Source organism: Pseudomonas sp. BBP2017, assembly GCF_003024385.1.
Lineage (GTDB): Bacteria > Pseudomonadota > Gammaproteobacteria > Pseudomonadales > Pseudomonadaceae > Aquipseudomonas.
The window spans coordinates 1-23574 of sequence record NZ_PVZN01000001.1; the positions used below are offsets into that span (position 1 = coordinate 1).

Annotated in this window: 21 protein-coding genes, 1 pseudogene and 1 riboswitch; of the genes and pseudogenes, 10 read left to right on the top strand and 12 right to left on the bottom strand. The window is 60.7% G+C overall.

Annotated elements, in window-relative coordinates; translation table 11 throughout:
- Positions 1-145: 145 nt before the first annotated feature.
- The gene (gene thpR, locus C6382_RS00005; RefSeq protein ID WP_107022545.1) at positions 146-694 is read right to left on the bottom strand and encodes an RNA 2',3'-cyclic phosphodiesterase; all 549 of its coding nucleotides are present in this window, start codon (positions 692-694) and stop codon (positions 146-148) included.
- 227 nt (positions 695-921) lie between these two features.
- Between thpR and C6382_RS00010 the strand changes: the two are divergent.
- From C6382_RS00010 to C6382_RS00030, 5 genes and pseudogenes are all read left to right on the top strand, one after another.
- Positions 922-1410, top strand: a pseudogene (locus tag C6382_RS00010) (aspartyl/asparaginyl beta-hydroxylase domain-containing protein); the annotation flags it as partial.
- 299 nt (positions 1411-1709) lie between these two features.
- Positions 1710-5399, top strand: coding sequence for a hypothetical protein (locus C6382_RS00015; protein WP_107022546.1), 3690 nt, complete (start codon positions 1710-1712; stop codon positions 5397-5399).
- A 107-nt stretch (positions 5400-5506) separates the two neighbouring features.
- Positions 5507-6064, top strand: coding sequence for a GNAT family N-acetyltransferase (locus C6382_RS00020; protein WP_107022547.1), 558 nt, complete (start codon positions 5507-5509; stop codon positions 6062-6064).
- Between the two features lie 44 nt (positions 6065-6108).
- A riboswitch (cobalamin riboswitch) is annotated at positions 6109-6316 on the top strand.
- A gap of 105 nt (positions 6317-6421) precedes the next feature.
- The gene (locus C6382_RS00025; RefSeq protein WP_107022548.1) at positions 6422-8557 is read left to right on the top strand and encodes a TonB-dependent siderophore receptor; all 2136 of its coding nucleotides are present in this window, start codon (positions 6422-6424) and stop codon (positions 8555-8557) included.
- A gap of 106 nt (positions 8558-8663) precedes the next feature.
- A complete protein-coding gene (locus C6382_RS00030; protein WP_107022549.1) occupies positions 8664-9095 on the top strand; it encodes an MAPEG family protein in 432 nt (143 codons plus the stop codon).
- An 81-nt stretch (positions 9096-9176) separates the two neighbouring features.
- Here C6382_RS00030 and C6382_RS00035 read toward each other — a convergent pair whose 3' ends face one another.
- From C6382_RS00035 to C6382_RS00060, 6 genes are all read right to left on the bottom strand, one after another.
- Positions 9177-10412 (bottom strand): saccharopine dehydrogenase family protein, encoded by a 1236-nt coding sequence (locus tag C6382_RS00035; RefSeq protein ID WP_107022550.1) that lies wholly within the window; start codon positions 10410-10412, stop codon positions 9177-9179.
- Between the two features lie 27 nt (positions 10413-10439).
- Entirely contained in the window at positions 10440-11537 is a 1098-nt protein-coding gene (nspC, locus tag C6382_RS00040) for a carboxynorspermidine decarboxylase (RefSeq protein WP_107022996.1), read from the bottom strand.
- Between the two features lie 202 nt (positions 11538-11739).
- Positions 11740-12948: a sodium/glutamate symporter gene (gltS, locus tag C6382_RS00045; protein ID WP_107022551.1), complete on the bottom strand. Its 1209-nt coding sequence runs from the start codon at positions 12946-12948 to the stop codon at positions 11740-11742.
- A gap of 46 nt (positions 12949-12994) precedes the next feature.
- Positions 12995-13933, bottom strand: a complete 939-nt coding sequence (gene hutG, locus C6382_RS00050) for a formimidoylglutamase (RefSeq protein WP_107022552.1) — start codon at positions 13931-13933, stop codon at positions 12995-12997.
- A gap of 19 nt (positions 13934-13952) precedes the next feature.
- On the bottom strand, positions 13953-14678 hold the full coding sequence (locus C6382_RS00055) for an IclR family transcriptional regulator (RefSeq protein ID WP_107022553.1): 726 nt from the start codon (positions 14676-14678) through the stop codon (positions 13953-13955).
- A gap of 116 nt (positions 14679-14794) precedes the next feature.
- On the bottom strand, positions 14795-15358 hold the full coding sequence (locus tag C6382_RS00060) for a hypothetical protein (protein WP_107022554.1): 564 nt from the start codon (positions 15356-15358) through the stop codon (positions 14795-14797).
- A gap of 218 nt (positions 15359-15576) precedes the next feature.
- Between C6382_RS00060 and C6382_RS00065 the strand changes: the two genes are divergently transcribed.
- Positions 15577-16584 (top strand): GlxA family transcriptional regulator, encoded by a 1008-nt coding sequence (locus C6382_RS00065; RefSeq protein WP_107022997.1) that lies wholly within the window; start codon positions 15577-15579, stop codon positions 16582-16584.
- Here C6382_RS00065 and rarD read toward each other — a convergent pair.
- Entirely contained in the window at positions 16548-17486 is a 939-nt protein-coding gene (gene rarD, locus C6382_RS00070; RefSeq protein WP_107022555.1) for an EamA family transporter RarD, read from the bottom strand. The two genes, C6382_RS00065 and rarD, sit on opposite strands and share 37 nt — an antisense overlap.
- Positions 17487-17586: 100 nt before the next feature.
- Between rarD and C6382_RS00075 the strand changes: the two genes are divergently transcribed.
- Positions 17587-18057 carry an Lrp/AsnC family transcriptional regulator gene (locus C6382_RS00075; protein ID WP_107022556.1) on the top strand — a complete coding sequence of 157 codons (471 nt, stop codon included), beginning with the start codon at positions 17587-17589 and terminating at the stop codon, positions 18055-18057.
- Positions 18058-18059: 2 nt separating this feature from the next.
- Here C6382_RS00075 and C6382_RS00080 read toward each other — a convergent pair whose 3' ends face one another.
- Entirely contained in the window at positions 18060-18521 is a 462-nt protein-coding gene (locus C6382_RS00080; protein ID WP_107022557.1) for an FAD/FMN-containing dehydrogenase, read from the bottom strand.
- Positions 18522-18773: 252 nt separating this feature from the next.
- Here C6382_RS00080 and C6382_RS00085 point away from each other — a divergent pair, with 252 nt between their 5' ends.
- A complete protein-coding gene (locus tag C6382_RS00085; protein ID WP_028944847.1) occupies positions 18774-19610 on the top strand; it encodes a bifunctional allantoicase/(S)-ureidoglycine aminohydrolase in 837 nt (278 codons plus the stop codon).
- A gap of 111 nt (positions 19611-19721) precedes the next feature.
- Positions 19722-20360 carry an START domain-containing protein gene (locus tag C6382_RS00090; protein ID WP_107022558.1) on the top strand — a complete coding sequence of 213 codons (639 nt, stop codon included), beginning with the start codon at positions 19722-19724 and terminating at the stop codon, positions 20358-20360.
- On the opposite strand, the gene C6382_RS00095 is transcribed toward C6382_RS00090, so the two are convergent.
- Positions 20361-21242, bottom strand: coding sequence for a LysR substrate-binding domain-containing protein (locus C6382_RS00095; RefSeq protein ID WP_107022559.1), 882 nt, complete (start codon positions 21240-21242; stop codon positions 20361-20363).
- Positions 21243-21365: 123 nt separating this feature from the next.
- On the opposite strand from C6382_RS00095, the gene C6382_RS00100 reads away from it, so the two are divergent.
- Positions 21366-22016 (top strand): ankyrin repeat domain-containing protein, encoded by a 651-nt coding sequence (locus C6382_RS00100; RefSeq protein ID WP_218276235.1) that lies wholly within the window; start codon positions 21366-21368, stop codon positions 22014-22016.
- A 35-nt stretch (positions 22017-22051) separates the two neighbouring features.
- Here C6382_RS00100 and tatA read toward each other — a convergent pair whose 3' ends face one another.
- Complete coding sequence (gene tatA, locus C6382_RS00105) at positions 22052-22228, bottom strand: twin-arginine translocase TatA/TatE family subunit (protein WP_038609769.1); 177 nt, start codon at positions 22226-22228, stop codon at positions 22052-22054.
- A 17-nt stretch (positions 22229-22245) separates the two neighbouring features.
- Positions 22246-23433 (bottom strand): 4-hydroxybenzoate 3-monooxygenase, encoded by a 1188-nt coding sequence (gene pobA, locus C6382_RS00110; RefSeq protein ID WP_107022561.1) that lies wholly within the window; start codon positions 23431-23433, stop codon positions 22246-22248.
- Positions 23434-23574 lie beyond the last annotated feature (141 nt).

A 23574-nucleotide genomic window follows, 5' to 3' on the forward strand; every position in this document is an offset into this window, starting at 1 on the left:
GGCCAGAGTGGAAAGGTGGATGGCAGCTTTGCTCCCACTCGTGCTTTAAGCACCGCGGACTCACAGCTTGCCATCCACCTCTCTCACCCTAGAGTTTACTTCCGGCCATAGACACAAGCGGGCTTGCCCCGCGATCATGCGCCCCCTAATCCCTGTGCAACGGCCAATGCGCCAGCGGCCAGTACCGCCCTCTGCGCGATTCGAACAAGGTGAAGTGACGCGCTCGCAGACTGAACTGGGCCGCCTCCGGTGCTTCCGGTACCGGGCCGTGAAAGTCGCGAAACAGCGTCAGGTGCGGGCGATACTCTCTCGGCGCCTCGGCAAAACCCAGGGGCAACAGGGCCTGCTGCAAGGCATAGACCAGCTGCCGCAAGGTCACCGGCGTCTGGCTGGGAGCCAGCACCAGGGCCTTGGCCGGGCGCCAGACCTCCAGACGGTCGAGCTCCACGGTCAGTGGCTCACCGGGTACCTTCACCCCCGCAGCCGCTGCAAGGATGGCCGGCAATTGTGCCGTGCCCGCAGTCCCAAGGAACATCAGCGTCAGATGGAAATTTGCCGACGGCACCGGTCGGGCATCGCCCACGCCCAGCTCACAGCGCCACTGGGCAATGGCCCGACGCTGCGTCGGTGTGCAGTCCACGGCAAAAAACAGGCGCTTGAACGGCTCGCCTGTTTCGCGATTGTCTTGGGTCATGTCTTGTCCTCCTTTTCTTTCGTCGTCTCATCCAGTCTAACGTCACGGTGCCGACGCTGATCGAAGGCCTGGTGGCCGGGGTCAAGGTGACCAGGAAGTAGTAGCCGCTGTGTGCGGGCTTGCCCCGCGAAAAGGCGTATAGAATCCCCAAGCAAACCTTTGCGCCTATGACTAATGTCGAGCACCGACCCGGTAACATTTCATACAACCCCCGGTTGTGATTGTTCAAGATCACCCGCCAACTGGGGGACCACTCAAGCTTTCTGGCCCCGGTGAACGTGTTCCTCTACCTGTTCTCCAAGCTCCCGGCCAAACCCTACTTACCGATCGAGTCTTTCCCTGAACTCAAACCGCTGCAGGACAACTGGCAGGAAATCCGCGCCGAGGCTCAGCAACTGCTGCATGTCGGCGAAATCAAAAGCTCACAGAACTACGACGATGTCGGTTTCAACTCCTTCTTCAAAAGTGGCTGGAAGCGTTTCTATCTGAAATGGTACGGCGATAGTCACCCTTCGGCGATGAAACTGTGCCCGCGCACCACCGAACTGTTGCAAGGCATCGGCAGCGTCAAAGCGGCGATGTTCGCCACCCTGCCACCGGGCTCGAAACTGGTACGCCATCGCGACCCGTATGCCGGCTCCTACCGCTACCACCTGGGCCTGAACACGCCGAACGACGACGCCTGCTACATCTGCGTAGACGGCGAAAACTACGCCTAGCGCGACGGCGAAGGGGTGATCTTCGACGAAACCAAGTCTTGAAGTTCTGCACCGTACCCCGTGAGTGACGCTCACAGCCGTATCCGGGCCCAAACTAGACAGTTGACCAGCTGAACTACAATTATCAGGAGCACCGGTACCTGGCAGTCACAGAGCGACTGGAACCGGTCTCGCCAGCAGGCTCATGAGCTGGCGGGTTTCAGTGATGACCAAGGCCCTTTAGTACGAAGCGCGCTCCTCGATTGGGTTCTTTACCTTGTTCCTGGTGGTCGGCTCGACACCTGAGGGCCAGAGAAATGAACGGCAATGACTCGGGGAGCAACCTCGGCTTCTGGCTGCCTGGCAGTGCAATTGTTCTTAGCCTGATTGTCTCGACCTTTGCGCTCACCCGTGCCCCGTTCCTCGAGCAACGCCCCTTTGGTGCGCAGTTCCAGACACAGCTGCCGATAGAGGCACGCCTGTGGCAGGACCCTTTCGATGCACTGGAGCGCTACCGCAAACGACTCAAAGACAACAAGAGCCATCTGGTTGGCTCTGAATGCACCCCTGAGCTGTTCGACAAGTCAACAGCCCCTGCTGACCAGGTCCAGGCGCAACTCTCACAATTGCGTTTGGCTGCATACAGCCCCACGGCCGGAATGGCCGATACAGCCACTGCGCAGGCCCCGACTGCAGCGCCCCAAGCACCAGGCGCGGAGCCAACCAACATCATGGTTGCCCTGGTCGAAGGCGGGCCCTACGCCGAAGAAGTGGAACTACGCCGACGCATGCGCTACGCCATGCTCGCCGGTTTCAAGACGGCCCGGATGGTGCCCGAGGACGAACAGAATATCCGTTGCCTGACCCTGACAGACAACCTGCTGGACGCTCCGATCGCCGACCAGGCCGATGCACCGACCAATGATGCGAAAGCCAATCGCGGGCGCGCAGAATTGCCCTATGAAATCTTTGTCGCCAACCCTTTCGATCCGCCGACCGATATGGACGACAATGCGCATCCGTCCGCTCGCACCATTTTGTTCTGGCTCAAACAGAACCACCTGGGCACCACCCCATTGCAAAAGCTTGAGCAACTGCGCCTGACCTTGTCGTGCAAGGTCAGCAACCTTGACAGAACGCACTCGCCCACGTCCTGCACCCAGTTCGACGACAATATTCTGAAGGTTATCGGGCCTGCCGATTCGACCGTGTTGCGTGACATGTACCGCCAGGAGTACGGAAAAATAGAGGTACCCAACATAGAGATTTACTCACCCTTGGCCACCGCCGATAGAAAGATGCTGTTGCGCGGGATCGAAAAGCCCAAGGACCACTCGGACTCGGCACAAGCAAAAACAGAGTATCCGAAACAAACGCTGAAGCTACTGCGCACCATCAGCGACGATCGCACCATGACAACCCTGCTGCTCGACGAACTGAAACTGCGCAGAATCGACCCCGTCACCGGTTTGAAGTGTGCACCGGGTGCTGTCATGCGGGTCGGCAACGATTGCAGTCGCAAAGGCTTTCAACGCTTGAATCGCATCGCACTGATCTCCGAGTGGGACAGCTTCTACAGCCGGGCATTGATCGAGAGTTTTAAGACTCAGGTAGCCGAAAGCGCCAACCTAGGCGATAAAGACAAGGCTGCAGTCGATGAATGGGTCCTGCGTTTCAGCTACCTGCGCGGCCTGGATGGGCGCCTTCCGGAAGAGGCTGCCAATGCTGACAAGGCCGGCGGCAAAGACGGCAAGAAAGACAGCTTCGAACTGGACACCAGCCCGCTGGAGAAGTCCGATGGCAACTCCCAGCTCGACTACCTGCGCCGCCTGGCTGAGCACATCGCCCATGAAGACGAGCTCTATCGGCGCAAGGGTGAAAATGGCATCGGCGCCATCGGCATACTGGGGCTCGATACCTATGACAAATTGCTGGCCTTGCAAGCGCTGAAGTCGCGAATGCCGCACAAGGTGTTTTTCTCCACGGACCTTGATGCTCGCATGTTGCAACGCGGCCAGGCCGAAACCACCCGCAACCTGGTACTGGCCGCGCCTTATGGTCTGACTCTGACCCGAGCCCTGCAGCAGGACGTACCGCCGTTTCGCGACAGCTTGCAGAGTGCCGTGTTCATCGCCGTGCTGGCCGCACAATCGCCGCAAAGTTTCGATGCCAAGCGGGCCAAATTCGACTACAACAAGTCCGGGTTACTCTCACCGGGTATCTATGAGGTGGGAATAAAAGGCTTCATCCCCTTGGCAAGCCGACTGAGCGGGTCGCGACCGGAGGATTGTGCAGCGCCAGATTCAGGGCGCTCAGACCGGATCAGCCGTGTGCGGCCGCAAGACATCATGGCATTGCGCTGCTTGCAGGACCGCGCGGAACTGCCCTACCCCGAAGTGTCCACGGCAATGCGCGAAGGCTTTACTGCGCGCTTGTCGTTCTTCAAGGCCGGGCCATTGTCGTTGATATTGCTGGTGCTGGCACTCTCTCTTGGCTGGTGGTGGACCTACAGAGGTCCAGTCACGTCAGCACAGCTTCCGTCCCCCGACCAGAAACCCGTGGAGCAGCTCTTCAGATGGGTTTACCGAATGCCCATGTCGCTCTATGCCGCGTCCACCCTATCCGCCCTGGTCGGTATCTTGTACTGGCGGGTGGAGTTCATGTGGATCGCGTTCGTCCTGATTTTACTGGGCATTGTTTGCGCGGAGCTCATCCGACGAACACCATCAGCCCCTTCAAGACGTGGCGCTGCCAGCTTGTTCGACGCCTCGGGGTGGTACATCCTGGTACCGATGGTCGTCTTCATTCTGGCCTTGCTGTGGGCTTACCAGATTCGTCACGACTTGACCAACAACGGGCTGGGTGAGCCGATGTTTCTGTTCCAGGGTATCAGCGCCTGGCCTACCGCCGCTTTGCGTCTGCTGGCGGCGCTGATCTCAATTTCGGCACTGCTCTGGGGTTGGCGCAACCTGCAAATCAATCGCAACGAGATCCGTGAAAAATACCACCTGAGCCCATTTCCACCGATTTACTGGGCAAGACTGTGGCGACATTTTCCGCTGTTCAATCAACGGACTAAAAAATGGTCATGGCGCCACTGGCTCAATCAAGCGGGGCATTGGCTGTTCAAGGTCACCTTCCCGCTGTCGCCAAGCGATATCCCCCACATCAGCGACAAGTCCCGGCAAGCCCTGCAGCTGCCCGCTAGCGGTGAGCAGCGCTCGCTGATTTTCATTTCGCGCTTCTGGCGCGAGCACTGTGAATGCGGCACCTTCACTGCGCGCCTGTTGCGGGCGGCGCTCGCAACCTGGTTTTTCCTGGTGGTCACCAGCGGGCTGATGGTGGTATGGCCCATGGAGGGGATCCCGGTTCGGGGCACCTCGACAATGTTGCGATGGAGCTGGCTGCTACCCTTTGTATTCTTCCAGTTGCTGGTGTTCTGGGTGGTGGACGCTAACCGGTTGCTGACGCGCTTCATCCGCCAGTTGAGCGATCACCATGGTATCTGGCCAGCGCCGCTGCGAAGCAAGCATGAGGAGATCTTCGGAACCGCCGGGCACCCCTGCTTCGACGACTGGATGGACATGACCTTGATCGCCGAGCGCACGGCGGCAGTCAATCGCCTGATCTATGCGCCAACCGTCGTCCTGTTGATCATGATTGCCTCGCGCAGCAGCTACTTCGATAACTGGCCGACCCCGCCGAGCATTGCCATTTCATTTCTGCTCACCGCCGTGATACTGCTCAGCTCAGCGATATCGTTGCGCCGCGCAGCAGAAAAAGCACGGCGCATAGCCTTGCAGCGTATCGATGATTATTTGTTGCGCCCTGCTGAAGACAACCTGAACCAGGACAAGCTGGAAATGATCCGTGCGCGCATCGCTGCGCTCAGTATCGGTGCGTTCTCGCGTTACTCCGAAGAGCCCCTGGTGCGGGCATTGTTGCTTTCGCTGACCGGTATTGGTGGCTCGATCATTGTCGATGCGATCAACTTCTCCAAGTTCTGAGGCGTTCGGATGCCACGTGGCACCATGAATACCGGGGGGCATACACAAACAGTTGCATGCTGGCACTAACGCTTTCAGACTCGCGGTTCGCCTTGTCAGGAACCGCCATGATCAACATCCGCCCCATGACCGCCGCCGACTTCGATCACTTCTGGCCGACCTTTCAGGCCATAGTCGCTGCCCGCCAAACCTATGCCTTTGACCCGGCCATGAGCCAGGAGCAGGCACGTCAACTGTGGCTGGAGTCTCCATTGCACACCCTGGTGGCAGAGGAAGATGGGCAACTGCTCGGTTCTTACTACCTCAAGGCCAATGCTGCCGGCCCAGGCAATCATGTGAGCAATTGCGGCTACATGGTCTGCGACGCCGCACGTGGGCGCGGTGTGGCCCGGTTGATGTGCGAGCACTCGCAACGCCTGGCCCGCGAACAGGGATTTCTGGCCATGCAGTTCAACTCGGTGGTGTCGAGCAATGAGGTGGCAGTGGCCTTGTGGCAGAAGCTGGGTTTCGAGGTGGTCGGGCGCTTGCCGCGGGCTTATCGGCATGCACGCCTGGGGCTGGTCGATTGCCTGGTGATGTACAAGTGGCTGGAGCAACCCCAGCAGCCGATGCTGATCGGGCGCAAGAACATCGAGGCGGTGGTGTCGCGCAAGCGCGGACGTTAACCCCCAACCGCGCAACTCATTGACTGCAAAGACTTTCAATGTTCAGATGCGCGCCAGTTTCAGGTGTCCTGCGCCGCCGTGCGCAGGGTGAAACGGGAAGCCGGTGCGTCACTCAAGGTGACTAGTCCGGCGCTGCCCCCGCAACGGTAAGCGAGCGAAGCCTTCGATACACCACTGTGCCCTGGCATGGGAAGGTGAAGGCCTTCATGACCCTCGCAAGCCCGGAGACCGGCCTGAAGCTTCGTTTGGCAACCCCGCGGTGGGCGGGCGCAGGCCGGTTTGCGGGCGCCTGCGCGCGCAATTCCTCCATGCGTTGTTCCCTCCGGGATTCATTCTTCCAGCAAATTGTGGAACGACATGTCCCGTTACTCCAAGCTTCATACCCTGGCGGCCAATGCCCTGGCGCCCTGCCTGGCATTCTCCTTGCCGACCCATGCCGCTGAAACCGGCACCCTGGCCCTGCCCTCGACGGCGATCACCAGCAGCAGCGACAACGATCCGCTCAGCCTGGCCACGCCACTGCCGGCCGGTTCGCGCCTGATCCTCAGCGCCATGGACACCCCGGCGAGCACCAGTAGCCTCAGTGCCGAGGTGATCGAAGGGCGCAACAATCGCACGATTCAAGATGCCGTCAGCCGTTCGCCGGGCATCACCTCGGTGGCCACACCGGGCAACGGCAATACTGCCCTTTCGGCCCGTGGCTTTGAAGGCCACGGCTCGGTGATGACCCTGTTCGATGGCTCGCGGATGTACACCGGTGCCGGCACCCAGACCTTTCCGCTCGATCCGTGGATGGTCGAGCGCATCGACATCATCCGCGGCCCGGCCTCGGTGCTCTATGCTGAAGGCGCCACAGGCGCGGTGATCAACGTGATCCCGAAGAAGCCCTTCGCCGGTGAAATCCACAACCAGCTGCGCCTGGGCTATGGCTCCTATGATCGTCAACAACTGGGCCTGGATAGCGGCGGCTCGCTGAGCGAGCGTCTGAGTTACCGGCTTACTCTCAACCAACAGGCAAGCAACGGCTGGGTCGATCGTGGTGACTCGAAAAACCTGGCCATGAGCGCCGCCCTGCGTTTTGACGCCAGCGACGACCTGAGCTTCACCCTGGCCCACGAACGTGGCGACGCCGAGCCGATGAATTACTTCGGCACACCGCTGATTGACGGCCACTACCGCGACAGCCTGCGCAAGAAGAACTACAACGTTGAAAATGATGTGCAGCGTTACCACGACGAGTGGACCCGCCTGAACACCGACTGGGCGATCAGCGATTCGATCAGCGCCAGCAACCAGCTCTACTACATCAAGAGCCGCCGCCACTGGCGTAACGCTGAGGACTACACCTGGGACAGCACAACAGAACAACTGCAGCGCGGCAGCTACCTGGAAATCAAACACGACCAGGAACAGATCGGCGATCGCCAGAGCTTTACCTTCGATCACAGCCTGCTCGGCCTGGCCAGCAAGACCGTGGTGGGTGCCGAGTACAACCGCATTCGCTTCGGCATCAACAGCAACTCACCGTACAACGATATCGGTGGCGACTTCATCGATCCGTGGAACCCGGCACCCGGCTATTTCCACAGCAACAGCCCGACCCAAGCGCAGACCCAGAGCACCACCCGCACCTTTGCCCTGTTCGCCGAGAACCGTACCCAGCTGTCTGAACGCTGGTCGTTGGTGACCGGCGTTCGCCGCGACCAGAACCATATCGACCGCGACAACCTGGTCGACAACAGCCGCACCGACCGCAGCCTCAACGGCGGCAACTGGCGTGCCGGGCTGGTGTTTGCGGTGACCAATGAACTGTCACTGTATGGCCAGTATTCCACCAGCGAAGATGGCGTCAGCGACCTGCTCACCCTCAGCCCCAGCCAGCAGAACTTCGACCTGACCGAAGCCAGGCAAACCGAGTTCGGCCTCAAGCAACTGTTCTGGGACGGCCGTGGCGAATGGACCCTGGCGGCCTATCACATCGTCAAAAAGAAACTGCTGGTCGATGATCCGATCACCCACCAGAAACAGCAGGCCGGACAGCAGACCTCCGACGGCCTGGAAGCGACCCTGGAACTGGCTCTGGCCAACCAGTGGCAGGTCTCGGCTAATGCTTCGGTGGTGCGCGCCAAATATGATGACTTTGACCAGACTGTTGGCGGCCAGTCCGTTTCGCGTGCCGGCAACCGCCCCAGCAATGTACCGCGACGTACTGCCAACCTGTGGGTGAACAAAGGGTTTGGTTACGGCGTAGAGGCCGGCATGGGTCTGCGCTATGTCGATGAGCGTTATGCCAACACCGCCAACACCCAGACCGTACCCGGCTTTACCGTGGTCGATACCAACCTGGGCTGGCAGGTGCTGCCGGATGTGCGCCTGGGCCTGCAGTTGAATAACCTGCTGGACCGCCGCTATGCCGCGACCGCCCACAGTGGCGAGCAGTGGTTGATGGGAGAGCCGCGCTCGTACTTCGCGACGGTGGATTACAGTTTCTAACATTGCTCAGTGGGAGCGGGACATTCACCACACCTGAAGACGACGCTGTACGCAGCCCTGCGGCTTAGGCGATGATCGCGCCCCACCCGTTTTCAATGGAATGAACATGCACGATGTTATGAGCGTCTTTGCTTTGTGTGTCGTCGTACTCTTCGTGAAGATGCTGGCGATTTCCTGCTACCAGGGCTTCTATCGCATCAGCCGTATGACCTTCAAGAATGCCGAGGACGCCGGCTTTGTCGGACGCCAGGCCAGCCCACAGGAACTGCCACAAGTCAGCCGCGCGGCTCAAGCCTGGGCCAATGACCTTGAGAACATACCGTTGTTCTTTGTCCTGGGCGCACTCTGCCTGGTGTTCAATCCCCCCGCTGCGCTGACCGTCGGGCTGATGGTGCTGTTCACTGCCGCACGGGTGGTGCACACCGTGAGCTACCTGGCACGCTGGCAACCGTGGCGCACGATTGCCTACGCGGTGGCGATCATCTGTCTGTTGGGGCTCGCGGCCATGGTGACAATGGGCGCGGTGCGCCATCTGTAGGCGTGCGGTAAAACAAAAAACGGGATTGACGCAGTCAATGCGTCAATCCCGCCTGGTTACGACCTGCGAACTACCGATCTGTCAGTTCCAGGGACGGTCACCGTTCTCGTCTTTGATACGAGTCGGCAGGCCCATCACGTCCAGCGCCTTGAGGAACGGCTCAGCCGGCAGCTCCTCGACGTTGGCCATGCGCTGCACATCCCACTCGCCACGGGCGACCAGCAAGGCTGCCGCCACTGGCGGCACGCCTGCGGTGTAGGAGATACCCTGGCTGTCGGTCTCGGCGTAGGCCTCTTCATGGTCGGCCACGTTGTAGATGAAGATCTCACGTGGCTGGCCATCCTTGGTGCCCTTGACCAGGTCACCGATGCAGGTTTTGCCGGTGTACCCCGGTGCCAGCGACGAGGGGTCAGGCAGCACGGCCTTGACCACTTTGAGCGGCACCACTTCCAGGCCTTCAGCGGTCTTGACCGGCTGCTCGGAGAGCAGACCAAGGTTCTTCAGCACGGTGAACACATTGATGTAGTGCTCGCCAAAGCTCATCCAGAAGCGCACGTTCGGCACGTCGAGGTTCTTCGACAGCGAGTGCACTTCATCGTGGCCGGTCAAGTACAGGTTCTGCGAACCTACCACTGGCAGGTCGTCGGTACGCTTGACTTCGAACATGGTGTTGCTGGTCCACTGGCTGTTCTGCCAGCTCCACACCTGCCCGGTGAATTCGCGGAAGTTGATTTCCGGGTCGAAGTTGGTGGCAAAGTACTTGCCATGTGAGCCGGCATTGACGTCGAGAATGTCGATCGAATCAATGCGGTCGAAATACTGTTGTTGCGCCAGCGCTGCATAAGCGTTGACCACACCCGGGTCGAAGCCTACGCCGAGAATGGCGGTGATGTTCTTCTGCTGGCATTCCTCGAGGTGTTTCCACTCGTAGTTGCCATACCAGGGCGGGGTTTCGCAGATTTTGCCCGGTTCTTCATGGATCGCGGTGTCCAGGTAGGCCGCGCCGGTATCGATGCAGGCACGCAGCACCGACATGTTGAGGAAGGCGGAGCCGACGTTGATGACGATCTGCGATTCGGTTTCGCGAATCAGTGCTTTGGTCGCTTCGACGTCCAGAGCGTTCAGCGCAAATGCCTTGATTTCAGCGGGCTGCTTGAGGCTGCCCTTGGCAATGACGCTGTCGATGATGGCCTGGCATTTGGAGATGTTGCGCGACGCGATGGCAATACGACCGAGTTCGTCGTTGTGCTGCGCGCACTTGTGGGCCACCACCTTGGCGACACCTCCTGCACCAATGATAAGGACGTTCTTCTTCAATTTATCTATCTCTCCTTTACTGCCAGCTTACGACAGGCTGGACAAGTAGTCTTCGAAACCAAACTCGCGAACCACTTCGACTGTACCGTCGAGTTGTTTCACTACGATGGACGGCATTTTCAGGCCGTTGAACCAGTTTTTCTTGACCATGGTGTAACCTGCTGCGTCAACAAACGACAGCCGATCGCCGATGGCCAGCGGACGATCAAATTGGTATTCGCCGAAGATGTCGCCGGCCAGGCACGACTTGCCGCACACCATGTAGGTGTGTTCGCCGGTGCTTGGCGCCAGCTTGGCGTTGAGACGGTAGATCAGCAGGTCGAGCATGTGCGCTTCGATCGAGCTGTCGACCACAGCCAGGTGCTTGCCGTTGTACAGGGTGTCGAGCACGGTCACTTCCAGCGAGGCGCTCTGAGTGATCGCCGCTTCGCCCGGCTCCAGATAGACCTGTACGCCGTACTTCTCGGAGAAGGCCTTCAGGCGCGCGCAGAAGGCGTCCAACGCGTAGTCTTCACCGGTGAAGTGGATACCGCCACCCAGGCTCACCCACTCGACCTTGTGCAGCAGGTGGCCGAAGCGTTCTTCGATGGTGCTGAGCATCTGGTCGAACAGACCGAAGTCATCGTTCTCGCAGTTGTTGTGGAACATGAAGCCGGAGATCTGCTCGATGACCTCTTCGACTTTCACCGGATCCCACTCACCCAGACGGCTGAACGGGCGCGCCGGGTCGGCCAGCAGGTAGTCGGAGCTGCTCACTTGCGGGTTGACGCGCAGGCCACGCACGGTGCCTTCGGTCTGTGCGGCGAAGCGTTGCAGCTGGCCGATGGAGTTGAAGATGATCTTGTCGCAGTTCTCGACCATCTCGCCGATCTCGTCGTCGGCCCAAGCCACGCTGTAGGCGTGAGCTTCGCCAGCGAACTTCTGACGACCGAGCTTGAGTTCGTAGAGCGACGACGAGGTGGTGCCGTCCATGTACTGCTGCATCAGGTCGAACACCGACCAGGTAGCGAAGCACTTGAGTGCCAGCAGGGCCTTGGCACCGGAGTTTTCACGCACGTAGGCGATCTTCTCCATGTTGCGCAGCAGCTTGGTTTTGTCGATGAGGTAATACGGCGTTTTGATCATTTCGAGGCCCCCGGCAAGGCCGGCCAAAAAAAGGACACGCATTGTGCCTTCCCTTGACGGAACTCGAAAGGGAGAAAAGCGTTTTTCGCCAAGTCAGTGGTCGTGCAGGCGGTGTTTCTAGCCTCATCACCGGGCCAACCTATATTAATCGTAGGATTCACCGGAACGCCGGACCGGTGAATCCACCACGGGCAGCTTTCGATCAGGCGAAGGCGTTGATGAACCAGGTAATCAACGGCAAGGCGACGATATCGATCAGCACCGCCCCACACAGCGGCACGATGATGAAGGCCTTGTAGGAGAACACTTTGTAGTGGTCACAAATGGCACCCATGTTGGCCACCGCATTGGGCGTAGCACCCAGACCATGCCCCATGTAGCCGGCGCAGAGCACCGCAGCATCGTAATTGCCACCGAACAAGCGAAACAGCACGAAGATGCACAACAACACCATGATCACCACCTGCACCACCAGGATCACCAGCAACGGCAGGCCCAGTTGCTCCAGCTCCCAGAACTTCAGGCTCATCATCGCCATGGTCAGGAACATGCCCAGGCTGATGTCGCCCACCGTACTGACGGCGTTATCCGGCATCTCGATAACACGCGCGCGGTCGTTAAGGTTACGCAGGATGATGGCAACGAACATTGCACCGACATACACCGGCAGGACGATGCCCACGTGCGCTTTCAAGGCATCGCCAATCCAGAAGCCGAGCACCATGATCACCAGCATGCAGGTCAGCAGACGCAACAGCACGGCGGCATCCAGGGGCACGCTCGGGGCTTCGTTGGCTTTTCCCAGGGCCTGCAGGGTGTCGACCTGGTCGGCTTTGACCGCCAGCTTTTTACGGTCAATCAGGAAGCGTGCCACCGGGCTGCCGAGCAAGCCGCCGGCGACCATACCAAAGGTCGCCGAGGCCAGCGCTGCGGTAGTCGCACCACTGGCACCGAGGCTCTCGGCAATCGGTCCGAAGGCCGCCGCGGCACCAAAGCCGCCTTCCAGCGACACCGCACCGGCCATGATCCCCAGCAATGGATCGATGCCCAACATTTCGGCCATACCGACACCCACCAGGTTCTGCAGCAAGGCCAGGCCCCAGCAGGCGCCGAGGTAAACGAACAGGATCTTGCCGCCCTGACGCAGCAGGCCAAGGCTGCCGCCCAGACCGACCGTGGTGAAAAACGCCACCATCAGCGGGGTTTGCATCGCGGTGTCGAGCTTGATGTCCAGCCATTGCTGGTTACGCAGCAGCCACACCACCAGGGCAAAGCCAAAGCCGCCGATCACCGGGGCCGGTACACAGAGTTGACGCAGCCAGTAGCTGTGCTTTTTCAGTTGCGCCCCCAGCGCCAGCAGCACAAGTGCCAGGGCGACAGTGGTCAATGCATCGAGTTGCAGGGTCAGCATAGGTGAATACTCTTGTTTTTATACTTGGATTAATGGGGAGAACGCTTCAGTCGACCAAGCTGGCCAGCAGCCGGGCGCCGATGCGCGCGGTGCGCTGGTCCTGATCGAGGCCCGGGTTGAGCTCGGCAACGTCGGCCATGCGCAGCTTGCCGCTGGCCTTGGCCCGCCGGACCAGGTGCTCGACCACCATCAGGTCGACACCATGGGCCGACGGCGCACTCACGCCGGGCGCCTGGCTGGCGGGCAGTACGTCCAGGCAGACAGTCATGTACAAGTGATCGATGCCGCTCAAAAACTCATCGACAAAGGCCTCGGTGGCCGGGACATCCCACGGCTGCATCTGCCGGTCGAGGCGATAGCGCACGTTCAGGCGCCGGGCCTGGTCGAACAGCGCTTGGGTGTTGTTCAGCTCGCTCACGCCCAGGCAGCAGTAATCGAAGTCCAGGCCGGCCTGCTGGCAGTATTCGGCGATCTGCCGAAACGGCGTGCCAGAGCTGCTTTGCGCGGCGTAGCGCAGGTCGAAATGGGCATCAAAATTGAGAATGCCGATACGCGGGCGCGCCTCGCGCTGGCGCAGGTGTTCGGCCAGGCCAAGAAAGCTGGCGTAGGCAATTTCGTGGCCGCCGCCCAAACCCAGGGGCAGATGGCCCTGGTCGAGCAGTTGGCTGACACGCTCGGCGTAAGCCTGCTGCGCGCCTTCCAGGTCAGTGCCGACACAGGCGATGTCGCCGCTGTCGTAAAGACCACGCTGGCCACGCCAGGCCAGGTTGGCCAGGGCTTTGCGCAAGGCCGGTGGCCCCTGACGGGCACCGCTGCGGCCCTGGTTGCGGCTGACACCTTCGTCGCACGCCAGGCCCACCAGGGCGGTGCCGGGAGCTTGCGCGCTGCTGTAGGGCTGCACCCACTGGTGCCAGCGCAGTGCCGACAAGCCTTCGTCAGCGTCGATACGGCCTTGCCACAGGGGCATGGCGATAGTTGCAGTCATGCGGGTACTCCAGTTTGATTTAGTCCAGCCGCGCGCCAACACGCAGGGCGACCTCGCGGGTCCAGCGGGTCAGGCGTTCGCTGTTCTGCTGCGCGCGAAAAGCCGGGGCCATCAGGCTGATAGCGCCATGCAAACGGTTGCGGCTGTCGAGCACCGGGGCGCTGACGCCCCAGATACCGTCGTCGATTTCGCCAAGGCTGACGGCATAGCCCTGGTCGCGAATGGCAATGAAACTCTGCAGATAGCGTTCGATGCCGTCCGCATCGACGCCCTGCTCGTGCAGGATGGCCTCGCTGCGTTCCGGCGCCAGATGTGCCAGCAACACTCGCGCCGAAGCCCCCACCAACAGCGGCTGAGCCAGGCCCTTCTGATAACAGCAACGCAGCGGTTGTGGACTATCGATCAGTTCGATACATATCGCTTGGCCATTGCTCGGCACCATCAGCGCAACGCTTTCCCGGCTCAACTCGGCCAGGCGCTTGAGTTCAGGCAACGCCTGCGATACCAGCAGCGCTTCACGGTCGAACTTGTTCGCCAACTGCAGGCACGCCGGCCCTGGCAGGTAGCGGCCGTGACCGTTGTCTTCAGCCAGGCCCCAGCGCAGCAGGGTTTTCAGGTGCCGATAGGTGCTACTCAGGGGCTGTTCCAGTTGCAGGCTCAGCTCCTTGGCCGACAGCGCTTCATTGGCCTGGCCCAAGGCGACGAGGATCTGCAGCAAGCGATCGGTGGGGGTGTTGTAGTTCATGTGTGCTCCTTGCGACCATGGTGCACAGGGTTTTCCCAAAGGGTGAAACAGGATTCCCATTAGGTGGGAAATTTCGCAGTTAAAAACGATGAGAGGTGTGTAAACGGCAGGCAGGATCAAGCCGACAATGACTTGCCGCAGCGTCCGTAGACCATCACTTCGCCAGCGGTGGCAATCACCAGGCTCAAGCCGGTGTAGGAAAACCCGAATGCCCTCACCTCCAGCTCGACCCCCAGTTTGTGGAACAGCGCTGGCCGGTTGTAGCGCGCACCGTGCAGCCATGACCCCGGTTCGACCAGCAACAGGTGCTGCTCGGGCCAGGCCAGAACGATGTCCTCGATCATCCAGCCATCCGCGGTGGCCAGTGGCAGGCCGCCGCCATTGATGCCAGCCATACGGATCACCCGCTCGTGCAACGGGCCGATGCCGCGGGTTTCCAGGTGGCGGTCGCTGCCGAGGTTGTCGGTGCGGTCGCGGGCGACTTTTTCTCCGGTTTGGCAGTCGATCACACTGCGCCCGGAGCTGGAGGCGACCAGCAACAGCTCGCTGTCACGGTCAAAGCCGATTTCCAGCAGACCGGCGATGGTCGATCGCGTCTTCAGTTGCCACGGCTCAGGCGCAGGCGCAACCTGAAGCTGTTCGATCACCCGGCGCAGCGGGTCAAGATGGGATGAAGGCATGTCGCGACTCTGCTGTAGGGGTCAGGCGTCGGGTGACGGCGTTTTTACATCAAGCCTTGCCGCAATGATTGATCGATCCTACAACGACCAGAGGCTAGCCAGTTACCCCAAGTGGGGCTGGCGCGCGAAGATGGGCCTGCGCTGTATTCGCATCCCCGAGGATGTCAGGCATGATCATCAGCGCATGCTTTACCCATCAATGCCCAGCGGAGCCCAAATTGCCCACCCCTCGCCACTTCAGCCAAAAATCCAGTACAACAAACATGCTGAACCTCAGGCACCCGCAGGCGCCCTCCTCGCCCGCCTACCGCGTCGGCTTCCTGCTGCTGGAGAATTTCTCCATGGCCAGTTTCACCGTGGCCATGGATGTACTGGTCACCGCCAACCTGTTGCAGAACAACCTGTTTGTCATCACCCCGCTGTCACTCGGCGCAGAACGGGTGATCAGCGACCTGGGGCTGGAGATCTATGCTGCTGGCCTTGAACGCAACACCCTGGACAACCTGGATATGCTGGTGGTCTGTGGCGGCTTGCGCACACCGCTCAAATATCCGCAGCTGGACCGCCTGTTGACCGAGGCGGCGAGCCATGGCCTGGCGCTGGGCGGGCTGTGGAACGGCGCCTATTTTCTCGGGCGTGCCGGCGTACTGACCGACTACAGTTGCACCATTCACCCCGAACAACGGGCAAGCCTGGCCGAGCGCAGTGCGCAAAGCACCATCACCCCGGCAAGTTTTGTCCTCGACCGCGACCGCCTGACCGCGGCCAGCCCCAATGGTGCGCTGGAGATGATGCTGGCACTGCTCAAGCTGCAACAGGGTGAAGCGCTGGCGGCCGGGGTCGAGGAGATTCTGGCGTTCTCCGGGGCGCGCTTTCGGCGGGTCGACAGCAGTTCGAAAAAATCCATGAGTGCGCCGCTGCGGACCATCGTCGAACTGATGGAAAACAACCTGGAAGAAACCCTGAGCCTGGATCAGCTGGCCACCTACAGCGGTCGCTCGCGCCGCCAGATCGACCGGCTGTTCCAGGCGCAACTGGGCACCTCACCCAGCCGCTATTACATGGAACTGCGCATCACCAAGAGCCGGCGCCTGCTGCAATACTCCGACCTGCCGCTGATGGATGTGGCGATTGCCTGTGGCTTTGTCTCGGTTTCGCATTTCAGCAAGTGCTACAGCGCCTACTTCGGCTACCCGCCTTCGCGTGAACAGCGGCTGGGCGAGTAACCACGGCGACTGCTGTTCAGGCTCAGGCCGCCTTCCACCACCAGTACCAGTACCGCGAGCCAGATGGCGATGTAAGTGGGCCACTGCGCCGCGGCGATGGTTTCCCCCAGTAGGATCGCGGCCAGCACCAGCAGGATCGGTTCGACGTAAATCAACAGGCCGAACAGCGTCAGGTTCAAGCGTGGCCCCGACAGCGCTTGCAAGGCCAGGGCAGACGCGCTGATCGCCCCTAGCCCGGCGACCAGCCACGGCAAGCTTGAGCCACTGCCCGCGACGCCCAGCACTACCCCGCCCTTGAGCACGAAAAACAGGCTGACCGGCAGGCTCAGACTCATGTCGAACCACAGGCCGCCCATGTTGTTGCTGTCGCTGACCCGGCGCAGCCAGAAGTACAGCGGATACCCCAGCCCCACCGCCAGCACCGGCCAGGTGATGGCCTTGGCAATGGCGATCTGGTTGATGATGCCCAGCGCCGCCAGCGCACAGGCCAGCAGTTGCAGGCGACTGATATTGTCGTTGAAGGCCAGGCGGCCAAGAATCACCATGGTCAGTGGCATGAGGAAATAGCCCAGCGAAACATCAAGGCCGTAGCCATTGATCGGCGCCCACATGAACAACCATAACTGCACTCCGAGCAACGCCGCCGACAACAGGCGCAGCGCCCAGAACCAGCGCTCTTGCAGCAGTCGTTGGAACAACCGGCGCACCTCGTGCCAGTGGCCGCTGGCGAGCACCATCAAGGTCAGGCAAGGCACGGTCAGGAGAATCCGCCAGCCGTAGATTTCTTCGCCAGCCAGGGGTTCAAGCAAATGGGTATAGGCGTACATCACGGCAAACAGTACCGACGCCAGTACATTGAGCATTACGCCCAGGGTGGCGTTCGGGGTCGCGGGCGAGTGCATTGCGGTGTCCTTCACGTAGCGGTTCGGTCGGTGATAATTTATTGCGTCGCGCTTGATAAGTGCCCTCGTTTTTCACCCTGAAAATGAGAAAATTTTGCACATGAAACCTGCACTGGATGATTTCGACCTTGCCCTGCTCAACGCCCTGCAGCAGGACAACAGCCTGCCGCTGCGGGAACTGGCCGAGCGGGTGCACCTGTCGTCAGCCTCCGTGCAGCGGCGCATCCAGCGGCTGAAGACAGCCGGCTTTATTCAGGCCAACACAGCAGTGGTCGATCCGGAAAAGGTCGGTCAGGTGATTACCTTGATGGTCGAGGTACATGCCGACCGCACCCAGTCGGCAGACCTTGAGCTGATGAAACAGGCCTTCTCCGGGCCCGAGATCCAGCAGTGCTACTACGTCACCGGCGATGCCGACTTCATGCTGGTGCTGACGGTGGCGAACATGAGCGAGTTTCAGGCCCTCGCTCAACGGCTGTTTCATGACAACCCGAACGTGAAGTGGTTTCGCACCATTGTCGTGCTGGAGCGGGTGAAATCGACCTTGCATGTGCCGATTGCCCCGCGCTGAAATCAATTCTGCTCTAGCGCCTGACGCAACTCTTCGGCCGTGGCGAACTCCCGCTGGCTGACCACCTGCCCCTTGTCCAGCTGCAACCACAGCACCTTGTCTTCAGCGCCGGCATAACGCGTAGCCACACTGCCCTCGCGGTCCAGCAGCACACGGTAGCTGTAGTCGCGCATGGCCGGGATGGCGAAGAGCTTGGAAATCAGCGCCGGCATGCGTTGAATGTCAGCGACGAACACGGTCTGGCGGGCTTCCAGGTAACCCTTGGGACGGTCGGCCAAGGCCGCCTTGACCAGCTTGGCAGCGTCCATGTTGCGTGCCACCAGCAAGGTGCGGGTCTGGTCGTTGAGGCTGTAGGCCTGGTCATGCTGGTCAAGCAGGGTCCAGGGCGCCAGGCGCTCGCCGACTTCGACCGCCTGGGCCAGCAGCGGGGACAGGCTCAAGAGTAGTGCGATGGCGTATTTCACAAGTGACCTCGATGGGTGGTAAGGGGGACCAGGGTTCATGTTAGGCCGTTGCGACCGGGCCAGTCCACGCATGAACAGCCCCACGCTCCCTGCGTCGCCTGCTCACTGTCAGCATTCAGCAATCAAATACCGGGTATTTCAACATTTAATTTGTGGATAGCACGACCTTGTCTATATCGTGTCAATGCATCCCCACGCAGCGCCGGCCGGCGCTGCCAGGCACGGGGACACAACAACAAGTCGAGACTGTCCATGTCGAAATCTTCTTACTACGCCCCTCACGGTGGCCACCCGGCTCAAACCGAGCTGCTGACAGACCGTGCCATGTTTACCGAAGCCTATGCCGTGATCCCCAAGGGCGTGATGCGTGACATCGTCACCAGCCACCTGCCGTTCTGGGACAAGATGCGCATGTGGGTCATCGCCCGTCCGCTGACCGGTTTCTCGGAAACCTTCTCGCAATACATCGTGGAGCTGGCGCCAGAAGGCGGCAGCGAGCGCCCTGAGCTGGACAAGAACGCCGAAGCGGTGCTGTTTGTCGTCGAAGGCGAAGTCGACATCACCTTGCAGGGCAAGCCGTACACCCTGAAAGAAGGCGGCTACGCCTTCATTCCGCCGGCGGCCGACTGGAGCCTGCGCAACACCAGCGGCAAGAACGTCACCTTCCACTGGATCCGCAAGCACTACCAGGTGGTTGAAGGCCTGGCGCTGCCGGAAGCCTTCGTCACCAACGAGAAGGACATCGAGCCGATCCCGATGCCGGGCACCGACGGCGCCTGGGTCACCACACGCTTCGTCGACATGGCCGACATGCGCCACGACATGCACGTCAACATCGTGACCTTCCAGCCGGGCGGCGTGATTCCGTTCGCTGAGACCCACGTCATGGAACACGGCCTGTACGTGCTGGAAGGTAAAGCGGTGTACCGCCTGAACCAGGACTGGGTCGAGGTCGAGGCCGGTGACTTCATGTGGCTGCGCGCCTTCTGCCCGCAAGCCTGCTACTCCGGCGGTCCAGGCCCGTTCCGCTATCTGCTGTACAAAGATGTGAACCGTCATATGAATCTGGTGCTCAACCCACAGCGTTAAGCCCAGGCTCGATGCACAAGAAGCCCGCCGTTACTGGCGGGCTTTTTCGTTGCCGTGACGCTGGCCTATGCTGGAGAGACCTGACGCCCGCCCGCCTTGGAGCCTGCGCCCATGAACTCCAGATTCCTCTGCGGCGCAATCCTGGCCCTGTTGCTGTGCAGCCTTGCCCAGGCGGCGGATAACTGGCAGCTGGCCAAGGACGAAGACGGCATTCAGGTGTATCTGGATGATGTGGCCGGTTCGAAGTACCAGCGCTTTCGCGGCGTGACCCTGATCAAGGCCGATGTGCGCACCTTGAGTGACCTGCAAGAGAACCTGCGGGTGGCGTGCAAATGGCTGTACGGCTGCGCCAGCATGCGCCTGCTGGATGTCGAAGGCGACAGTACCTGGGTGTACCTGACCACTGAACTGCCCTGGCCGGCCAGCCCGCGCGACATCGTGATCAAGGTGCAGACCGAGCGCAGCGACGATGGCGGGCTGATCCGCCACCTCAGCGCCGTTGCCGGCAAGGTTGAACGGCAACCGGGACTGATCCGCGTCCGCCAGCTCAAGGGCCTGTGGACCCTGATCCCCAAAGGCGAGCAACTCACCGAAGTGACCTACCAACTGGAGGCCGATCCGGCTGGCGACATTCCCTCGTGGCTGGCCAACCAGTTCGTCATCGATGCGCCCATGGTTTCACTGCGCACCTTGCGGGCAGTGGCGGAGCGTCAAGGCCTGCGTCCGGAGCAGGAAACACCCGAAGAATGACTACACCTCATGGGCTTCCAGCAGACTCGCCAACACCCCCGCCAACGCCTTGACCATCGGATCGGCGGTCGGTCGATGGACGATGACGATTTCGTAGCTGTCGATCATCGGCAGGCCGTTCTGCTCACCCAGCACCGCATGCTCACGGGTCGCCGCGCGCGGCGGCAGCAGGCTGATGCCCATGCCATCGGCGACGGCGGCCTGGATGCCACTGAGGCTCGAGCTGGTGAAGCTGATGCGCCAGCGCCGGCCCATGCTTTCGATGGCGTTGATCATGTCGTCGCGGTACAGCCCCCGCGGCGGGAAGGTCACCAGTGGAATCGGGTCGAGGTCGATCGAGGGCGTGCTGGCGCTGTCGATCCACTGCAACTCTTCCGGCCAGCAGGCCACCCCTTCACGGCTGTTGCGCCGCTGTTTGAGCAATACCAGGTCGAGCTCACCGTTGTCGTAGCTCTGGCTCAGGTCACGGCACAGGCCGCTGGTGACCTCCAGCTTGACCTGCTGGTACTTGCGATTGAACGCCGACAAGGCATTGGTGGTGCGCCCACCGACAAAATCCTCCGGTACCCCCAAACGCACGGTCACACCCACGGTGGCGCCGGCCAGGGCTTCAAGCATCTGGTCATTGAGGGCCAGCATGTGACGGGCGTAGCCGAGCAAAGTCTGGCCGGCATCGGTGGGCAATACATCGCGATTGCCACGCACCAGCAGGCGATGGCCGACCATGTCTTCCAGGCGCCGCACTTTCTGGCTGACGGTCGACTGGGTGGAATGCAGACGTGCGGCAGCGGTGGTAAAGCTGCCGCAGTCGGCCACCACGACAATGGCCCGAAGCAGGTCCAGATCGAACAACGACCTATTCGGTTTTACACTGATGTCCATGTAAATATTTAACTTCTAAATGGTGAGCACGATTTCTATCATGCCCCCATTCACGGGACAACCCACGGAGACAAGCGGATGCGCCTGGAACACCTCAACGTTTTTTTCGCATTCCTATTGGCCATGATGACCTCGATCACCGCCAGCGCCGAAGGCGGCGTGCTGGAAAACCAGCTGCGCGAAGCCGCTGACAACGGCGACGCCGCGCGCGTACGCAGCCTGCTTGAACAAGGCGCCAACCGCGAAGCCCGCGACAAGCTGGGCCGCACGCCGCTGCTGCTGGCGACCCATCGCAACCAGGTCGAAGCGGCACGGGTGCTGATCGAGGCCGGGGCCGATGTCAACGCCAAGGACAACATCGACGACAGCCCTTACCTGTATGCCGGTGCGCGTGGCTTCAACCAGATCCTGCGCCTGACCCTGGCCCACGGCGCCGACCTCAAGAGCACCAACCGCTATGGCGGTACGGCGCTGATCCCGGCGGCCGAGCGTGGCCATGTCGACAACGTGCGCACCCTGATCGACGCGGGTGTCGACGTGAATCACCTCAATCGCCTGCACTGGACGGCCTTGATGGAAGCCATCGTGCTCAGCGACGGCGGGCCGCGTCATGTGGAGATTGTCGAGATGCTGGTCAAGGCCGGGGCCGATGTGAACATTGCCGACAAGGATTGCGTGACGCCGTTGGCGCATGCGCGTGAGCGTGGCTATACGGCGATGGTGAAGATTCTGGAGGCAGCATCGCGGGGCAAGCCCGCCACCGGAGCGCTATAACCCCCTGTGGGAGCGGGCTTGCCCCGCGATGAATTTCATACCTTATCGATCTTGGCGGGAGGCGTTGGCTCTTCGTCCTGGTTCACCGAGCGACGAAAGCCCTTGATCGACTCCCCCAGATCACTGCCCAGGGTCTTGAGCCGCTTGCTGCCGAACACCAGTACCACCACAACCAGCAGTACTCCCCAGTGTTTCCAGTCGAACACACCCATGCTCCACCCTCCTTCGCTTATTCGATGTCTTCGAACGGCAGGCCCACGTAGTTCTCGGCGATGTTGACCAGCCCGGCGTGAGAGTTGAAGAAGTACTCACGGTCAGCCTGCTGCATCTTCTGGTCCCAGGCATCCTTGTGCTCACCGAAATCATGCAGCAGGTTGGTCATGAACCAGCTGAAACGCTCGCCTTTCCAGACCCGGCGCAAGGCCAGCTCCGAGTAGCTATCAAGCAGGTCAGTACGGCCCTCGCGATAGACTTTCACCAAAATGCGATACAAGTAGCAGACATCCGAGGCCGCCAGGTTCAGGCCTTTGGCGCCAGTGGGCGGGACGATGTGGGCAGCGTCGCCAACCAGGAACAGCTTGCCGTATTGCATCGGCTCGACCACATAACTGCGCAACGGGGCGATGCTCTTTTCCAAGGCGGGTCCTGTGACCAGGCGATCACCGACGTCCTGCGGCAGACGCGCCTTGAGTTCGGCCCAGAAGCGCTCGTCCGACCAGTCATCAACGTGATCGGTCAGCGGTACCTGCAGGTAATAACGGCTGCGGGTCAACGAGCGCTGGCTGCACAGCACAAAGCCGCGGTCGTGATGGGCGTATATGAGTTCATGGTTGACCGGCGGGGTGTCGGACAGCAGTCCCAGCCAGCCGAAAGGATAGACGCGTTCATAGTGGGTCAGTACCGCTTCAGGGATGCTCTTGCGCGCCACACCGTGGAAGCCGTCGCAACCGGCGATGTAATCGCAATCGATGCGATGGGTCTGGCCGTCTTTCTCGAAGGTGACGTAGGGCTGCTCGCCTTTCATCTCGTGCGGTTGAACATTGTCGGCCGCATAAATGATCGGGGCGCCACTTTGCGTGCGAGCGTGCATCAGGTCACGGGTGACTTCGGTCTGGCCGTAGACCATCACCGTCTTGCCACCGGTCAACGCCTTGAGGTCGACGCGAATGCGTTTGCCGCCCACCAGCAGTTCGACGCCATCGTGCACCAGGCCTTCAGCGTCCATACGCTCGGACACACCGGCTTCGCGCAGTAGATCGACGGTGCCTTGTTCGAGCACACCGGCACGGATGCGCCCGAGCACATACTCCGGGGTCTGGCGTTCGACGATCACCGTGTCGATGCCGGCCTTGTGCAGCAGCTGACCAAGCAGAAGGCCGGAGGGGCCGGCACCAATAATAGCTACCTGAGTTCTCATTATACTTGTCTCTCTTTGGGGCTCCAGGCGTAGTGAGGCAAGCACCTGGAAGCTATTGTTGTTGTGTACCCCTGCATTTTTGCTGACAAAAACCGGATAAAAAGGTGATATTCCTTCAGCGAATTGCACTTTTACAAATAC

Bases quoted from the DNA above. Each gene is read 5' to 3' on its own strand.
- thpR (WP_107022545.1), bottom strand. From the start codon at position 694: ATGACCCAAGACAATCGCGAAACAGGCGAGCCGTTCAAGCGCCTGTTT.
- C6382_RS00015 (WP_107022546.1), top strand. From the start codon at position 1,710: ATGAACGGCAATGACTCGGGGAGCAACCTCGGCTTCTGGCTGCCTGGC.
- C6382_RS00020 (WP_107022547.1), top strand. From the start codon at position 5,507: ATGATCAACATCCGCCCCATGACCGCCGCCGACTTCGATCACTTCTGG.
- C6382_RS00025 (WP_107022548.1), top strand. From the start codon at position 6,422: ATGTCCCGTTACTCCAAGCTTCATACCCTGGCGGCCAATGCCCTGGCG.
- C6382_RS00030 (WP_107022549.1), top strand. From the start codon at position 8,664: ATGCACGATGTTATGAGCGTCTTTGCTTTGTGTGTCGTCGTACTCTTC.
- nspC (WP_107022996.1), bottom strand. From the start codon at position 11,537: ATGATCAAAACGCCGTATTACCTCATCGACAAAACCAAGCTGCTGCGC.
- gltS (WP_107022551.1), bottom strand. From the start codon at position 12,948: ATGCTGACCCTGCAACTCGATGCATTGACCACTGTCGCCCTGGCACTT.
- hutG (WP_107022552.1), bottom strand. From the start codon at position 13,933: ATGACTGCAACTATCGCCATGCCCCTGTGGCAAGGCCGTATCGACGCT.
- C6382_RS00055 (WP_107022553.1), bottom strand. From the start codon at position 14,678: ATGAACTACAACACCCCCACCGATCGCTTGCTGCAGATCCTCGTCGCC.
- C6382_RS00060 (WP_107022554.1), bottom strand. From the start codon at position 15,358: ATGCCTTCATCCCATCTTGACCCGCTGCGCCGGGTGATCGAACAGCTT.
- rarD (WP_107022555.1), bottom strand. From the start codon at position 17,486: ATGCACTCGCCCGCGACCCCGAACGCCACCCTGGGCGTAATGCTCAAT.
- C6382_RS00075 (WP_107022556.1), top strand. From the start codon at position 17,587: ATGAAACCTGCACTGGATGATTTCGACCTTGCCCTGCTCAACGCCCTG.
- C6382_RS00085 (WP_028944847.1), top strand. From the start codon at position 18,774: ATGTCGAAATCTTCTTACTACGCCCCTCACGGTGGCCACCCGGCTCAA.
- C6382_RS00090 (WP_107022558.1), top strand. From the start codon at position 19,722: ATGAACTCCAGATTCCTCTGCGGCGCAATCCTGGCCCTGTTGCTGTGC.
- C6382_RS00095 (WP_107022559.1), bottom strand. From the start codon at position 21,242: ATGGACATCAGTGTAAAACCGAATAGGTCGTTGTTCGATCTGGACCTG.
- C6382_RS00100 (WP_218276235.1), top strand. From the start codon at position 21,366: ATGATGACCTCGATCACCGCCAGCGCCGAAGGCGGCGTGCTGGAAAAC.
- tatA (WP_038609769.1), bottom strand. From the start codon at position 22,228: ATGGGTGTGTTCGACTGGAAACACTGGGGAGTACTGCTGGTTGTGGTG.
- pobA (WP_107022561.1), bottom strand. From the start codon at position 23,433: ATGAGAACTCAGGTAGCTATTATTGGTGCCGGCCCCTCCGGCCTTCTG.